This is a genomic window from Exiguobacterium sp. s21 (genome assembly GCF_018617975.1).
GTDB classification, from domain to species: domain Bacteria; phylum Bacillota; class Bacilli; order Exiguobacteriales; family Exiguobacteriaceae; genus Exiguobacterium; species Exiguobacterium mexicanum_A.
The window spans coordinates 303,520-319,568 of the sequence record NZ_JACSLF010000002.1; the positions used below are offsets into that span (position 1 = coordinate 303,520).

The window sequence follows — 16,049 nt, forward strand, 5'->3', positions numbered from 1 at the left end:
GGGAAACGACATGAGTATTTGGGCGAATCAAGATACAAAAGTGATCATTCAAGGGATCACGGGGAAACAAGGTCTGTTCCACGGCGAACAGATGCTGGCTTATAACACAAAATTGGTCGGAGGCGTGACACCTGGAAAAGGTGGCACGACCGTACTTGACGGCGTACCAGTCTTCAACACGGTGTCAGAGGCCGTCGAAGCAACGGGCGCGAACGCATCGATCATCTACGTACCACCGGCCTTCGCAGCCGATTCAATCATGGAAGCGGCCGATAGCGGGATTGAACTGATCATCTGTATCACAGAAGGCATCCCGGTCATCGACATGATTCAAGTGAAACGTTACCTCGAGGACAAACCGGCCCGTCTCATCGGACCGAACTGCCCGGGAATCATTACGCCAGGGGAAGCAAAACTTGGCATCATGCCAGGCTATATCCATACGAAAGGCCACGTCGGGATCGTCTCGCGTTCAGGGACGCTCACGTACGAAGCGGTCCATCAGTTGACGACGGCCGGGATTGGACAATCGACAGCGGTCGGAATCGGTGGAGACCCGGTCAACGGGACGAACTTCATCGATACGCTCCAAGCGTTCAACGAAGATGAGGACACGAAAGCGGTCATCATGATCGGTGAAATCGGTGGAACGGCCGAAGAAGAAGCCGCCGAATGGGTGAAGGCGAACATGACGAAGCCAGTCATCGGCTTCATCGGTGGTCAAACCGCTCCTGAAGGGAAACGGATGGGCCATGCGGGCGCCATCATCTCAGGCGGAAAAGGAACGGCCGCCGAGAAAATCAAGACGTTGAATGCCAACGGAATCGAAGTCGCCGAGACGCCTGCCGTCATCGGAGAGACGCTCATCCGGGTGTTGAAGCAAGAAGGATTGTATGAAGCTTGCGTGACGGGTCAACCGACCACGTAAACCATTCGGAAATGAGGGATGCGCGCCATCCCTCATTTTTTTAGAGGTGATTGTGATGAATCAAACAATCGCTCGATTCGCGGCTGAACGGCTGCCTGTCGAGTTCGTCCATCATTACTTATCGCATCCGGGTTCGAGCACTCGTCCCTTCCATCCGAACGTCTGGAACAAAGCAAAACGGGCGCTTCGTTCAACGGTCACGTACGACCGTTTTTTGACGTGGGAAGACGACGCGTTCCCGCGCGCGTTGCTCGACATTCCGAACCCTCCGTATTGTTTGTTTTACCGAGGCGATTTAGAGGTACTACAACAACAAACGACTGCTTTGGTCGGAAGCCGTGAATTGAATCGCATCAGCCATCGTCTCGTCGAGCATTTCTACCCTTTAATAGAAGAAACTGTCTCGGTATCGGGCGGTGCGCTCGGCATCGATGGTCTCGTCCATGAGTTGGCACTCCAGCATAACCGTCCGACGATTGCTGTCCTCGGAGCGGGCTTTTCACACATGTATCCTCAAGCGCATGCGCCGCTGTTCGAACGAATTTCGAGACACGGGTTACTCCTCACCGAATATCCACCGGAAACACCTGTCAAAAAATTTCAATTTTTAGAACGTAATCGTCTCGTCAGCGGACTCGGCGATCAGCTCGTCGTCATTCAGGCCCGTCAGAAGAGCGGGACGATGAATACGGTCGGACATGCGCTTGAGCAAGGAAAGACGGTGTTTGCGGTACCTGGAAGCCCGCTTGATCCGCTCGCGGCAGGTCCGAATCGATTGATTGAGGACGGGGCGATTCCATTGACGACTTCCGACCAAATTCTAATGCGTTCAAGGATTGGACGTTGACAAACGAGCGACAACATGAATATTATGGTAGGGATTTAAAACGACCTCTAAAAGGGGAGCAGATGTATGGCAAAATATTTGGTGATCGTCGAATCACCGGCGAAAGCAAAGACAATTAAACGTTATTTAGGATCGAATTACACGGTCAAAGCGTCAATGGGTCACGTCATCGATTTACCGAAAAGTCAACTCGGTGTCGACGTGGAACATGACTTTGAACCGAAGTACATTACGATTCGTGGAAAAGGCCCAGTTTTGAAAGAATTGAAGACGGCAGCCAAAAAAGCGACGAAAATCTTTCTCGCGGCTGACCCGGATCGCGAAGGGGAAGCGATCGCCTGGCATCTAGCGCGTGCCCTTGGTGTCGACGAAACGACAGAATGTCGGGTCGTCTTTAACGAGATCACGAAAGATGCGATCAAGGAGTCATTCAAGCACCCACGTAAAATCAATCACGATCTCGTCGACGCCCAACAAGCGCGGCGAATTTTGGATCGTCTCGTCGGATACGGGATGAGCCCATTATTATGGAAGAAAGTCAAAAAAGGCTTATCGGCCGGACGTGTCCAATCAGTGGCCGTCAAAATGATCATCGACCGGGAGCGGGAGATCAACGCCTTCGACCCAGAAGAGTATTGGACGATCAAACTCATGCTCAACCATGAAGGCGAATTGTTCGAGACATCTTTTTATGGGAAAGACGGGAAGAAACTGGAGCTCAAGAGCGAGGCAGACGCCGACGCGGTGCTCAACGCGATCGACGACTCGTTCAAAGTCATCGATGTCACGAAGAAAGAGCGGAAGCGGAACGCCTCGCTCCCGTTTACGACAAGTTCGCTCCAACAGGATGCGGCCCGTAAGCTCAACTTCCGTGCCAAGAAAACGATGATGCTCGCGCAACAGCTTTACGAAGGGATCGACCTCGGTAAGAAAGAAGGTACCGTCGGTTTGATCACGTATATGCGTACCGATTCGACACGGATCTCAGATTTGGCGAAAGAAGAAGCGAAATCGTATATCGAGTCCACGTTCGGTGAAGAGTATGTCGCATTGCAGAAACAAAAAGAGAAGAAGGCGGCAAACGCCCAGGATGCCCACGAAGCGATTCGTCCGACGTCGGCGTTACGTGACCCGGCCTCGGTCAAAGCATACCTGTCACGCGATCAGCTCCGACTGTACAAGTTGATTTGGGAACGTCTCGTGGCGAGCCAAATGGCGCCGGCTATCCTCGACACGGTAAAAATCGACGTCGAATCGAACGGCATGATTTTCCGTGCCAACGGGTCGACCGTCAAATTCCCAGGTTTCATGAAAGTGTATATCGAATCGAAAGATGATGATATCGAAGATACGAATCCAGAAAAAGAAGGGTTGCTCCCACCGCTCGAAGTCGACGACCTCGTCAAGTTCGACACGATCGAGCCGAAACAGCACTTCACCCAACCGCCGCCGCGCTATAGTGAGGCACGGCTCGTCCGGGCGATGGAAGAGCTCGGGATTGGTCGTCCGTCGACATATGCACCGACGCTCGACACGATTCAAAAACGTGGTTACGTCGTCCTCGAAGAGAAGAAGTTCGTCCCGACGGAGCTCGGTGAACTTGTCATCGAGATGATTGACGAGTATTTCAACGATTTCATCACCGTACAGTTCACGGCCGACATGGAGACGCTCCTCGACTCGATCGAGAACGAGGAAGTCCAATGGACCGACGTCGTTGCCCCAATCTATCGCAGTTTCGAGAAACGCTTGAAACGGGCCGAGGCCGAGATCGAGAAGATCGAAGTGAAAGATGAACCGGCTGGCATCGACTGTGAAGTATGCGGTGCGCCGATGGTCATCAAAATGGGCCGCTACGGTAAATTTATGGCGTGCTCGAACTTCCCGAACTGTACGAACACGAAACCGGTACAAGTCGAGATCGGCGTCCCATGTCCGAGCTGCAAAGACGGACAAGTCGTCGAACGACGCAGTAAAAAAGGTCGTCTGTTCTACGGCTGCTCGAACTATCCAGACTGTGAGTTCGTCTCATGGGACAAACCGGTCGCGAAACCGTGTCCGGAATGTGGTAAGATGATGGTCGAGAAAAAAATCAAAGACGGCGTGAAATATCAATGTACGAACTGTACCCATGCCGAGGTACATCAGTTAGAGGAGGATTAACTTTGCAGCAACGTGTAACTGTGATCGGAGCGGGCCTCGCCGGCTCCGAGGCGGCTTGGCAACTCGCGAAGCGCGGGATTCAAGTCGATTTGTATGAAATGAGACCGGTGCGAAAGACGCCGGCACACCATACGGACCAATTCGCGGAATTGGTCTGCTCGAACTCGCTCCGGGCGAACGGGCTCCAAAATGCGGTCGGTGTCTTGAAGGAAGAGATGCGTACGCTCGACTCGCTCATCTTGAAAGCGGCGGATACGGCGAGCGTACCGGCCGGCGGCGCTCTCGCCGTCGACCGTCACGACTTCGCAGGATTCGTGACCGACACGTTGAAAAACCATCCGAACGTGACCGTGCACAACGAAGAGATCACGGCGATTCCGGACGGGATCGTCATCATGGCGACCGGGCCGCTCACATCGCCTGATCTTTCGGCTTCGCTCAAAGCGTTCACTGGTGAAGACTATTTGTACTTCTACGACGCAGCCGCTCCAATCCTGGACGGCGAGACGATCGACCGGGACAAGGTTTACTTGAAGTCACGTTACGATAAGGGCGAAGCGGCCTACCTCAACTGTCCGATGACGGAAGAGGAGTTCGACTTGTTCTATGACGAACTCGTCAAAGCCGAAGTCGTCCCGCTCAAAGAGTTCGAGAAAGAGATTTACTTCGAAGGCTGCATGCCGTTTGAAGTACTCGCCCAACGCGGCAAGAAGACGCTCTTGTTCGGACCGATGAAGCCGGTCGGCCTCGAAGATCCGAAGACGGGCAAACGTCCGCATGCGGTCGTGCAATTGCGGCAAGATAACTCGGCCGGGACGCTCTTCAACTTGGTCGGTTTCCAGACGCACCTGAAGTGGGGCGAACAGAAACGAATCATTCAATTGATTCCAGGTCTTGAGAACGCCGAGATCGTGCGTTACGGTGTCATGCACCGGAACACGTTCATCAACTCACCGAGCCTCTTGAAACCGACGTATCAGGCCCGCACACGCGACACGTTGTTCTTTGCCGGCCAGATGACCGGTGTCGAAGGGTATGTCGAGTCGGCGGCCTCCGGTCTCCTCGCCGGGATCAACGCGGCGAAGCTGATCGCTGGGGAAGAGCTCGTCGTCCTCCCACGTGAGACGATGCTCGGTTCGATGGCGCACTACATCACGACAACGGACGGGAAACACTTCCAACCGATGAACGCGAACTTCGGTCTCGTGCCGTCGCTTGAAGATGCTCCGAAGAAGATGAAGAAACAAGAACGTTACGAGCGTTACGCGAACCGTGCCCTCGAAACGATTCAACAGTATAAAGAGATTTAAGGGAAAGGAGCCATTTTTGGCTCCTTTTTGATGAATCTAAATTTCAATTGTGTAATTTGTACAACACTTTGAAAATTTTCAGATTATTGAAGAGGTATCTATTGTCACCTCTGACTGTGTATGCTATGCTAATTTCGATTTGACGGGAACATGCGTTTTTAAGCTGAAAACGAGGAGGCGAGAGGATGAGATTCGTTGACGATCAACAATCGTTTTTGCGCTATTGCCAAGTCGAACGCCGACTGTCTCCTCATACAAAACGCTCTTACGAGCAGACGCTCGACCAGTACGCCGTTTATTGCCAATCGACACATCAAGATCCTTATGATGTGCAGTCGGCGCGGCGTTATTTATATGCTCTTTATGAGGCAGACGCCGCCACGACGACGGTCGCCCAAAAAGTATCGTGTCTCAAACAATTCGGGAAATTTGTGGCACGTGAAACGGGCGGTGAACCGTTGTTTCATGGTTTGACGTCACCGAAACGGCGAAAGACGCTACCGACGTTCGCCGTGCCGAGCGATGTCGAACAGCTTTTGAAGGCAGCCGAAGGGCAAGACGACCCATTCCTACGGGCACGTGATGTCGCGATCGTCGAGATGTTGTACGGGACAGGCATGCGTGTCGCCGAGTTGTGCGGCATGGACGTGTCGTCTTACGATACGGGCCTCGCGTTCGTCCATGTCGTTGGGAAAGGGAAGAAAGAACGTTACATCCCAATCGGACAGTTCGCCATCACGGCGCTCGACCGTTACTTAGACATGCGGCAAACGTGCGCGACGACTCAGGAAACGGCATTATTTCTCAGTCAAAAAGGGAATCGGGTGACAACGGACCAAATTCGCTACGTTATGAAGCGACTCCGGAAGCTGGGAGGCCTTCACAAGCCGTTGACGCCACACTCACTCCGTCACAGTTTTGCGACGGACCTGCTCGAGCGCGGAGCGGACCTTCGCGCCGTCCAGGAACTGCTCGGACACGAGTCGCTCTCCACGACCGGACGTTATACCCACGTCTCGACCGAGCGTCTGCGAGCGGTCTATCAAGCTACACATCCGAGAAAGTAGGAGGTCATCAGATGTTTCATGCAACCACGATTTTCGCGGTCCACCATAACGGACACGGCGCGATGAGCGGAGACGGACAAGTCACGTTCGGGAACGCCGTCATCATGAAAAACAAGGCCAAAAAAGTACGACGTCTTTATGGCGGCAAAGTCGTCGCCGGATTTGCCGGCAGCGTCGCCGACGCGTTCACCCTTTTCGAAAAGTTTGAATCGAAACTTGAGATGTATAACGGAAACTTGCCGCGTGCGGCCGTCGAGCTGGCCAAGGAGTGGCGTGGGGATAAGATGCTCCGCCAACTTGAGGCGTTGTTGATCGTCATGGACAGCGATCACTTATTGCTCGTGTCTGGGAACGGGGAAGTGATTGAACCGGACGACGGCATCTTGGCCATCGGTTCGGGAGGAAACTACGCCCTCGCCGCCGGACGTGCCCTCGTGCGGCATTCGCCGGAGAAAACAGCAGAAGACATAGCCCGTGCCGCTCTCGAGATTGCCGGGGAGCTGTGCGTCTACACGAACGACCAAGTCATCGTAGAAACGATCGGAGGCGATTCTGAATGAAACGTGAACTGACACCCCGCCAAATCGTAGCGGAGTTAGACCGCTTCGTCATCGGACAGAAAGATGCGAAGCGCGCGGTCGCGATCGCGCTCCGCAATCGCTATCGGCGTCAAAAACTGAGCGCCGACTTGCGCGATGAAGTGACACCGAAGAATATCTTGATGATCGGACCGACCGGTGTCGGGAAAACGGAGATTGCGCGACGGTTGGCCAAACTCGTCGGCGCACCGTTCGTCAAAGTCGAAGCGACGAAGTTCACGGAAGTCGGTTATGTCGGCCGTGACGTCGAGTCGATGGTCCGGGACCTCGTCGAAGATTCGGTCCGTCTCGTGAAGGAAGAGAAGAAAGAGGGCGTGAAAGAACAAGCCGAGGTCGCAGCGATTGAACGCATCCTCGACGCCCTGCAAGGGAAAGCCAAGGTCGAACCGACCGCATCCAATCCGTTTGAGGCGCTGTTCGGGGGTCAAGGTCAAAAGACCGAAGAACCGACGAGCACACAGTCATCCGATCGCGCGCAACTGCGCCGCTTGCTTGAACTCGGTGAGCTCGAAGAACGGTTGATTGAGGTCAATCTCGAAGAAAAACAGACCGTCGACTTGTTCCAAGGACAAGGCATGGAAGGGTTATCGAATCTCCAAGACATGCTCGGTCAAATCGTGCCGAAAAAACGGAAAAAGCGCAAACTGCCAGTCCGTGAAGCACGACCGCTCATCATCGCTGAAGAAGCGGAGAACTTGCTCGACATGAACGAGGTTCATGACGAGGCCGTCCGCCGCAGTGAACAGATGGGGATCATCTTCGTCGATGAGATCGACAAGATTGCGACGAAGTCGCAAGATCACGCCGGTGTCTCGCGGGAAGGGGTCCAACGTGACATTCTCCCAATCGTCGAAGGGTCGACCGTCGTGACGAAGTATGGCCCGGTCAAGACGGACCACGTGCTGTTTATCGCCGCCGGCGCATTCCATATGGCTAAACCGTCCGATTTGATTCCTGAACTTCAAGGTCGGTTCCCGATTCGCGTCGAATTGGGCAGCTTGACCGAAGAAGACTTCGTCAAGATCTTGACCGAGCCGTCCCAGGCACTCATCAAGCAGTACACCGCTCTTCTCGAGTCTGAGGAGATCAGTGTCGAGTTCACGCATTCGGCCATCGAAGAGATTGCTCGTATCGCCACGCACGTCAACCGAGAGACGGACGACATCGGTGCCCGCCGCTTGTACACGATCATGGAGCGCGTGCTCGAGGACTTGTCGTTCGAGGCGGCCGATATGCCACAGACACACGTTCAAATCACACCGGCTTATGTAAAAGAAAAAGTCGGATCGATCGCGGAAGATCGAGACTTGAGCCAATTTATACTATAAGATTCTGTATGCACATACAGGGAGGAAAATAAGAATTATGAACTTACTAGACAAAACACGCCAATTGAACACGATGCTTCAACAAGAGGCAAGCGCGCACGTTGATTTTAAAGAAATGGCGGACAAAATGCGCGAAGTACTCGAAGCGAATACGTTCATCGTGAGCCGTCGCGGCCGCTTGCTCGGTTTTGCGATCAAACAACAGATCGAGAACGAACGGATGAAGGCGTTTTTAGTCGACCGCCAATTCCCGGAGCCTTATGCCTCGAACTTGTTCAACGTGAAGGAGACGACAGAAAACATCGGCATTGACAGTGAATATACAGCCTTCCCGGTCGAGAACCGTGAACTGTTCCTCGACTCGATGACGACGATCGTCCCAATCATCGGAGGCGGCGAACGTCTCGGGACACTCGTACTCGGTCGTCTCAACAATGAGTTCACGGAAGACGACCTCGTCTTGGCAGAATATAGCGCGACGGTCGTCGGAATGGAGATTCTGCGTGAGAAAGCGGCTGAAGCCGAGGCGTCGGCCCGTAAGAAGGCGGTCGTTCAAATGGCAATCAACTCGCTCTCTTATTCAGAGCTCGAAGCGATCGAACATATCTTCGAGGAGCTCGGTGGAAACGAAGGGCTGTTAGTTGCTTCCAAAATTGCCGATAGAGTGGGAATCACACGTTCGGTCATCGTCAATGCGCTCCGCAAATTGGAAAGCGCAGGCGTCATCGAATCACGTTCGCTTGGTATGAAAGGAACGTATATAAAGATACTAAATGACAACTTCTTGTTCGAATTACAAAAGTTGAAATCGAATTGAAATAAAGACAATTCAGTATATGAATTATAGGAAAGTCTATTGAATTAGGACTTTCGACTTATAAAGTCGCTTCCAATACGTCGGGGGCGACTTTTTTTAGTGCAAAAGTAATTATTTTCAGAATTCGTCGTAAATTCGACAAAAACAGAAGATGGAATTTACCTGTTTTAACAAAAATATCTTTTAACACTGTTACAGATTTGTTTCAATGTAATAGTAGATTTTCCAAATGAGGTATATACATGCATTCTTTTGGTGAAAGTGAGTGAAACGCATGAATTGGATCGGCACCGACTATCAATTAATGAAGCAAGCGATCAATCATTCGGTCGTAAATCAGAAGGTCATCAGCCATAACCTGTCAAATATCGATACCCCGAACTTCCGGGCGAAACAAGCCGTGTTCGAACAGACGTTGAACAACGAGATGCGTCTCAAATTAGCGGGTGGGCGTCCGAGCGAACGAGCGGCAACGACAATCACGGACCGGGCCGGAGGAGCGATGCGAAGTGACGGGAACAACGTCGACCTCGACTATGAAATGAGCGAGTTGGCCCGGAACCAACTTCAATACGAAGCGATGATGGAACAATTGAACCGCCGGCTCGGCGGACTCAAGACCGTCATTAGAGGAGGACGTTAACGATGGGGATGTTTGATAGTTTTCATATCTCGGCGACGGCATTGACGTCACAGCGGCTTCGGATGGACACGGTATCCGCAAACATCGCGAACGCCCAGACGACACGAGGCAAACTCGTCGACGGAGAGTGGCAACCGTATACGCGGAAAATGACCGTCTTGCAGGAAGCACCGTTTCGACAACAGTTGTCCGCCGTCAGTGGCGGCGTCGAAGTATCACAAATCGTGGAAGATGAAAGCCCGTATAAGCTCGTCTATGACCCGAGCCATCCAGATTCGGATGACCGCGGCTACGTTCAAATGCCGAACGTCGACTTGTTGAAAGAAATGGTCGATTTGATGGGAGCCACCCGGTCATACGAGGCAAACATTGCTGCAATGAACGCCACGAAAGCGATGCTCGTCAAAGCGATGGAAATCGGTAAAGGATAAGGAGTGACAAACGATGCAAATTAACCCGATACAGTTGATCGGTACACAACCGACCGTCACGCCGACGGTAAAAGAGACACCATCTCAGTTCGGTACGTATTTGAACGAGGCGATGCGCTCGTTGAACGATGTCCAACAAGCGACGAGTTCAGCCCGGGCCGACCTTGCTGTCGGCAAAGCGGATTTACATCAAGTCATGATTCAAAGTGAAGAGTCGTCGATTGCGATGCAACTCGCCATTGAGGTGCGAAACAAAGCGGTCGAGGCCTATCAAGAAATGATGCGAATGCAAGTTTAATGTAGAGGATGACGAGTTGCGATGAATGAAAAGTTAAAAGAACGATTCGGTTCACTGACCGGTTCCCTTCAAACGATGAAGACGAACCGTAAAATCTTTTGGGGCCTCGTCATCGCCGGCGTACTTCTCGTCGCGGTGGTCTTGACCGTCTGGCTGTCGCGCCCGAACATGGCTCCGCTTTATACGAACCTGTCCGCCCAAGAAGCGGGCGAGGTGACGGAGAAGCTGACGGCTGACGGTGTGAAAGCCGAAATTAAAGCGACATCGAACGGCGTGAGTGTATACGTACCGAGCGAACAGGTCGATCAATTGAAAGTCAGCCTCGCGGCAGCGGGCATCCCGAAGTCAGGCGCAATCGACTACAGTTTCTTCAGTGAAAATGCCGGTTTCGGAACGACCGACCGCGAGATGGCCGTCATCGAACGGAGTGCGATGCAGACCGAGCTCGAGCGGTTGATCACACAAATCGAAGGGATCAACCAAGCGAAAGTCATCATCTCGATTCCTGAGAAATCGGTCTTCTTGGCGGAAGACCAGGGCGAGCCGACGGCGTCGATTGTCTTAAATTTAGGAGCAGGTACGAATCTTGAACCGGCGACGGTCAAAGGGCTCTACCATTTGATTAGTAAGAGCGTGCCGAACTTGAAACCAGAAAACATCTCGGTCATGGACCAATATTTTACGTATTACGATTTGGACCAAACGACGACGGCAGGAGGATCATCCACCGATCCGCTCGTCTTGAAGCGTCAAGTTGAGAAAGATGTCCGTCAACAGATTCAACAGATGCTTTCCGTCCTCTTAGGAGAGCGGAGCGTCCTCGTCTCGGTTACGGCCGATATCGACACGACGCAAGCGGCAGAAGAGCAGAACCTCGTGACACCTGTCAATGAGGACAGCATGGAAGGGATCGTCACATCGGCCGAACGAATCGCCGAAGCGTACACCGGCGGTACCGGCGCGGCGACCGCGGCGGGCACGGCCGAGAATGACACGGTCAATTTCCCGGCCGCCACCGGCACCGGGGAAGAAGAGAGCGAAAAGAATCATGAAATCATCAATTATGAAGTCAACCGCATCACGAAACAGATTCAAAACGCACCGTACTCAATCCGTGATCTCGGTGTTCAATTGATCGTCGAACCGCCGAACGGGGCGACGACGATTGACCCACAACTCGAAGGTGACCTCGAGACGATGATGTACTCGATTATCCGGACGTCACTCGCCAAGACCGGCGAGGCACTCACAGAGGCGGAACTTGAACAGAAAGTCGTCGTCGTATCGCGTCCGTTCGCTGAGACGAAAGAAGCGGCTGCGGTCGAACAACCTACCCAGTGGTGGATGTATGCGGCAGCAGCAGGGGCCGTCGTCTTGCTCGCGCTCTTGTTCTTCGCGATGCGTAAACGCAAACGTGAACCGATTGCCGAATCGAACGAATGGGAAGTCCCATATGAAGACGAAGTACCGGACCTTGACCTTGAAGAACGAGGCGAAGGGGCCGTCAAGAAGAAACAGTTGGAGAAATTGGCAGAGAGCAATCCTGAAGAGTTCGCCAAACTTCTCCGTACTTGGATGTCTGAGGAGTGAGTACTGTGAATTACGCAAAACAAGCGAACCGGGAAAAAGCGGCCATGCTCATGATCTCGCTTGGACCTGAGGTGGCTGCGAACGTCTACAAACATCTGTCGGAAGAAGAGATGGAGCAGTTGACGTTACAAATCTCGGCCTTGAAGAAAGTATCGTCCGAACAAAAAGAAGCGATCATGGGCGAGTTCCACGAACTCGCCATGGCACAAAGTTATATCACGCAAGGCGGGATCGGGTTTGCGAAAACGGTGCTCGAGAAAGCGGTCGGAGAAGAGAAAGCGATGGCCCTCATCCATAGGCTCACATCGACGCTCCAAGTTCGACCGTTCGAGTTTGCCCGTAAGGCCGACCCGAAGCAGTTGCTCAACTTTATCCAGAACGAGCATCCGCAGACGATCGCCTTGATCTTGGCGCATCTCGAACCGGTCAAGTCGGGACAAATCCTATCGGAACTCCCGCCTGAAATTCAATCGGAAGTCGCCAAGCGGATCGCGACGATGGATCGACTCAATCCAGACGTCATTCACGAGATTGAACAGATTCTCGAGAAAAACTTGTCCCAGACCGATATGCAAGACTACGCCCAGTCTGGTGGCATCGAAGCGGTCGTCGAAGTGCTCAACGGGGTCGATCGTACGACCGAGCGCACCATCCTCGATGCGCTTGAAATTGAAGACCCGGAACTGGCCGAGGAAATCAAAAAACGGATGTTCGTCTTCGAAGATATCGTCACGCTCGATTCGCGTGCGATTCAACGAATCATCCGCGAAGTGGCAAACGACGACCTATTGCTTGCCCTCAAAGTGTCGTCCGAAGAAGTCAAACAGATCATCTTCAAAAACATGTCACAGCGAATGGTCGAAACGTTCAAAGAAGACATGGAATTCATGGGGCCTGTCCGGTTGCGTGACGTCGAAGAAGCGCAAAGCCGTATCGTCGGCATCATCCGTCGCTTAGAAGACGTCGGAGAGATCGTGATCAGCCGCGGCGGAGGAGATGACATCGTTGTCTAACGTGATTAAACGCTATTACGCGACACCGCTCGAACCGCAACGAATCGACTCGAAACCGTTTCTTGAGCCGGTATCGGTGGAGCATGACGACCAAGAAAATGAGCAGTTGGAACAAAAGCGTGAACAACTCCGTTTAGACGAAGAAGCGCTTCAGAGTCGCCGTGCCTCGATGGAACAGGAACTCGCGGTGCTGAGAGAGGAAGTGTTGACGTCAGCCCGACAAGAAGGGTTTGACGCAGGATTTGACCACGGTAGACGAGAAGGCAAGGCGGAGTACGACGAGTTGATGACGCGGCTGAACACCGTCGCCGTCGAACTTGAACAACTGTTCGATACGAAGTGGCGGGACGCGGAGCGACAACTCGTCGCCCTCGCCCTCGAGGTCAGCGCCCGCGTCACAACAGAGCTTGTCCGGAAAGATGAGGCGCTGTTCGCCGACCGGATTCGAGAACAGTTGCTCCGTCAGCTCGACGCCGAGTCGTTGACGGTGTACGTCCATCCGACCCGTCTCGCTTCGATTCAACGTTTCGATTCGGAGTGGGCGACACCAGACGGTCCGCCTTTGAAATATCGGGCGGATGCCGGTTTAAGCGAGACGAGCGTCCGGATCGAGACACCTCACCACGGTGACGAACTCGATTTGACTTACAGCTTTGAACGCATCCAATCCAAAATCGAGGAGGTTTTGGCAGATGGCGCTTATTGACCACGTCCTTCAGTCAATCACGGCATCCGCCGAGGACGAATACGTCCGGAAAGTCGGCCGGGTCTGTCGAGTCGTTGGACTGATGATTGAATCGACGGGGCCGAGCGCTTTTATCGGAGAGCGCTGTCTGATCGAGCTCCCGTCCGGCCAACATGTCGAGGCGGAAGTCGTGGGATTCAATGAGGCCCGCGTGCTCCTCATGCCTTACGGGGAGACGACCCAGATCGCTCCGGGCTGTATGGTCAAAGGGACGGGTCGGATGCTCCAAGTCCCGGTCGGTGACGAACTGATCGGACAAGTGCTCGATGGTCTCGGCCGTCCCTTGTCCGGTGAAACAGTCACTCCGGGAAAACGCTACGATGTCCTTCGGAAGCCACCGAACCCGCTCGAGCGACCGCGGATTTTAGATGTCTTGTCGACCGGCGTCCGCGTCATCGACGGTCTGTTAACAGTCGGTAAAGGGCAACGGGTCGGGTTGTTCGCGGGTTCAGGAGTCGGGAAGTCGACTCTGCTCGGGATGATCGCCAAACGCTCATCGGCCGACATAAACGTCATCGCTTTAATCGGTGAACGTGGCCGTGAAGTGAAAGAGTTCATCGAGAAAGAGCTCGGACCAGAAGGGATGGCCCGCTCGGTCGTCATCGTGGCGACGAGCGACCAACCGCCTCTCGTCCGATTGAAAGGGGCTTATACGGCGACAGCCATCGCTGAATACTTCCGGGACCAAGGCAAGGAAGTCGTCCTCATGATGGACTCGGTGACCCGCTTTGCCATGGCGCAACGGGAAATCGGTCTTGCGACCGGTGAACCTCCGACGTCAAAAGGGTATACCCCATCCGTGTTCGCGATGTTGCCGCAACTGTTGGAACGAAGCGGTACCGCTGTGACGGGCTCGATCACCGCTTTTTACACCGTCCTTGTCGACGGGGATGATATGAATGAACCAATCGCAGACGCGGTGCGAGGCATACTGGACGGCCACTTCGTCATGGACCGTTCGCTCGCGAACCGTGGCCAGTTCCCGGCAATCCACGTCTTAAAGTCGATTAGCCGTGTCATGAACCAAATTGCGGGGCCGATGCACCGTGAGGCCGCCCAAACGTTCCGCGGCTGGTTGGCGACGTACTTGGACGCCGAGGACTTGATCAATATCGGAGCCTATAAAAAAGGGACGAACCCGGCAATCGATACGGCGATTGAGCAATACCCAGAGTTATTGACTTTTTTAAAGCAATCCATCGAAGAAGAGGCCCCGCTCGAGCAATCGCTCGAACGTTTGGCCAAGATCGTGCGAGGTGAACCATGAACAGACTATTGTTAGAACGCATCATGCCGATCGCGGAACATGAGAAAGAAGAGTCCGCGACGGAGATGAGACAACAGAAAGCACGGTTCGAGACGGAGATGGAGGCGCTCTATCGGCTCGTGTTGACGTACGAGTCGCTTATGAAGAGTCAAGATGAACAGGATGGCGTCATCGACCTGCTCATGTCGCAATATCGTGAGCAGACACGTGAACGGCTGAAACGTCAAATCGAGACGCAACAGCTCGTCGTCCAGCAGGCGCGCAATCGGTACCATCTGTCACAAGAGCGCTTGCTCGGAAAAGTCGTTGAGGAAAAGAAATATGTAACGCTGCATGAAAAAGTCAGTCAACATGAAGTGGCTGCGACGAAGCTCATCGAGCAACATTTCATCGATGAGCTGGCAGTGATTCATCACGGGAAAGGGAAGTAAACCGATGGAAAAAGACAACTCGAAGCGGGGAAGACAGCTACTGGTCGCGCTCGTTCTCGTCCCGGCCATCTTTCTACTCGTTGGAGGGATCGTCGTCATGAACTATGCGATGGACCGTCCGTTGTTATCGGTCCCGTTTCTAGAGATTGGTGCGAAACAAGAGCCGGAAGAAAAAGTGAAGACGGACGTGAACGTGACCGGAATCGACGCGGATACCGCGAATCGTTTGAAAGTGGCGAACGCCGAGATTGAGAAGCTTCGAGCGGACAATGTCGAGTTGACGAACGAAGTGAAGGCGCGCCAAGAGGAAGTATCGAAGTTGATCAAAGAGCGTGACCGGCTCGTCGCGGAATTGGCGACGGCAAGTGCGGCGGAAGAAGAAACCTCGGACGTCTCTCGCGTCTATGAAGAGATGTCCGCGAAACAAGCTGCTGCCATCATGAATGAACTCGAGAGCCCGCAAGTGGCCAACTTATTGAAAGAATTGTCACCGAAGCAACAAGCCGACATTTTAGGACGGATGGATGCCCAACAGGCCGCCGTCGTGACCCAGTTGCTCCAATGACAGGAAA

At 53.4% G+C, this 16,049-nt stretch carries 17 protein-coding genes; all 17 read left to right on the top strand.

Going from position 1 to position 16,049, the window contains the following annotated elements:
* Positions 1–10: 10 nt before the first annotated feature.
* The 17 genes from sucD (at position 11) to KNP06_RS04125 (ending at position 16,042) form a co-directional block, all read left to right on the top strand.
* Complete coding sequence (sucD, locus tag KNP06_RS04045; protein ID WP_034777173.1) at positions 11–928, top strand: succinate--CoA ligase subunit alpha; 918 nt, start codon at positions 11–13, stop codon at positions 926–928.
* A gap of 55 nt (positions 929–983) precedes the next feature.
* Positions 984–1,775 (top strand): DNA-processing protein DprA, encoded by a 792-nt coding sequence (gene dprA, locus KNP06_RS04050; protein WP_214707451.1) that lies wholly within the window; start codon positions 984–986, stop codon positions 1,773–1,775.
* A 66-nt stretch (positions 1,776–1,841) separates the two neighbouring features.
* Positions 1,842–3,938 carry a type I DNA topoisomerase gene (gene topA / locus KNP06_RS04055; RefSeq protein ID WP_034777177.1) on the top strand — a complete coding sequence of 699 codons (2,097 nt, stop codon included), beginning with the start codon at positions 1,842–1,844 and terminating at the stop codon, positions 3,936–3,938.
* Positions 3,890–5,248 carry an FADH(2)-oxidizing methylenetetrahydrofolate--tRNA-(uracil(54)-C(5))-methyltransferase TrmFO gene (gene trmFO, locus KNP06_RS04060; RefSeq protein WP_052090098.1) on the top strand — a complete coding sequence of 453 codons (1,359 nt, stop codon included), beginning with the start codon at positions 3,890–3,892 and terminating at the stop codon, positions 5,246–5,248. Before topA ends, trmFO begins: the two co-directional genes overlap by 49 nt.
* Positions 5,249–5,433: 185 nt before the next feature.
* Positions 5,434–6,315, top strand: coding sequence for a tyrosine-type recombinase/integrase (locus KNP06_RS04065; RefSeq protein ID WP_214710600.1), 882 nt, complete (start codon positions 5,434–5,436; stop codon positions 6,313–6,315).
* An 11-nt stretch (positions 6,316–6,326) separates the two neighbouring features.
* The gene (gene hslV / locus KNP06_RS04070) at positions 6,327–6,875 is read left to right on the top strand and encodes an ATP-dependent protease subunit HslV (protein ID WP_034777181.1); all 549 of its coding nucleotides are present in this window, start codon (positions 6,327–6,329) and stop codon (positions 6,873–6,875) included.
* A complete protein-coding gene (gene hslU / locus KNP06_RS04075; protein ID WP_034777183.1) occupies positions 6,872–8,242 on the top strand; it encodes an ATP-dependent protease ATPase subunit HslU in 1,371 nt (456 codons plus the stop codon). Before hslV ends, hslU begins: the two co-directional genes overlap by 4 nt.
* A 37-nt stretch (positions 8,243–8,279) precedes the next feature.
* On the top strand, positions 8,280–9,059 hold the full coding sequence (codY, locus tag KNP06_RS04080) for a GTP-sensing pleiotropic transcriptional regulator CodY (RefSeq protein WP_016508279.1): 780 nt from the start codon (positions 8,280–8,282) through the stop codon (positions 9,057–9,059).
* Positions 9,060–9,333: 274 nt separating this feature from the next.
* A complete protein-coding gene (gene flgB / locus KNP06_RS04085; protein WP_034777185.1) occupies positions 9,334–9,702 on the top strand; it encodes a flagellar basal body rod protein FlgB in 369 nt (122 codons plus the stop codon).
* A gap of 2 nt (positions 9,703–9,704) precedes the next feature.
* Entirely contained in the window at positions 9,705–10,133 is a 429-nt protein-coding gene (flgC, locus tag KNP06_RS04090) for a flagellar basal body rod protein FlgC (RefSeq protein WP_034777187.1), read from the top strand.
* 13 nt (positions 10,134–10,146) lie between these two features.
* Complete coding sequence (gene fliE, locus KNP06_RS04095) at positions 10,147–10,431, top strand: flagellar hook-basal body complex protein FliE (protein WP_034777189.1); 285 nt, start codon at positions 10,147–10,149, stop codon at positions 10,429–10,431.
* A 21-nt stretch (positions 10,432–10,452) separates the two neighbouring features.
* Positions 10,453–12,021: a flagellar basal-body MS-ring/collar protein FliF gene (gene fliF, locus KNP06_RS04100; protein WP_214710601.1), complete on the top strand. Its 1,569-nt coding sequence runs from the start codon at positions 10,453–10,455 to the stop codon at positions 12,019–12,021.
* 5 nt (positions 12,022–12,026) lie between these two features.
* A complete protein-coding gene (gene fliG / locus KNP06_RS04105; RefSeq protein ID WP_034777193.1) occupies positions 12,027–13,034 on the top strand; it encodes a flagellar motor switch protein FliG in 1,008 nt (335 codons plus the stop codon).
* Positions 13,018–13,740 carry a FliH/SctL family protein gene (locus tag KNP06_RS04110; protein WP_214710602.1) on the top strand — a complete coding sequence of 241 codons (723 nt, stop codon included), beginning with the start codon at positions 13,018–13,020 and terminating at the stop codon, positions 13,738–13,740. Before fliG ends, KNP06_RS04110 begins: the two co-directional genes overlap by 17 nt.
* A complete protein-coding gene (fliI, locus tag KNP06_RS04115; RefSeq protein WP_214710603.1) occupies positions 13,727–15,046 on the top strand; it encodes a flagellar protein export ATPase FliI in 1,320 nt (439 codons plus the stop codon). Before KNP06_RS04110 ends, fliI begins: the two co-directional genes overlap by 14 nt.
* On the top strand, positions 15,043–15,477 hold the full coding sequence (locus KNP06_RS04120) for a flagellar FliJ family protein (RefSeq protein WP_034777199.1): 435 nt from the start codon (positions 15,043–15,045) through the stop codon (positions 15,475–15,477). Before fliI ends, KNP06_RS04120 begins: the two co-directional genes overlap by 4 nt.
* Before the next feature lie 4 nt (positions 15,478–15,481).
* Entirely contained in the window at positions 15,482–16,042 is a 561-nt protein-coding gene (locus KNP06_RS04125) for a MotE family protein (protein ID WP_138859603.1), read from the top strand.
* Positions 16,043–16,049: the final 7 nt, after the last annotated feature.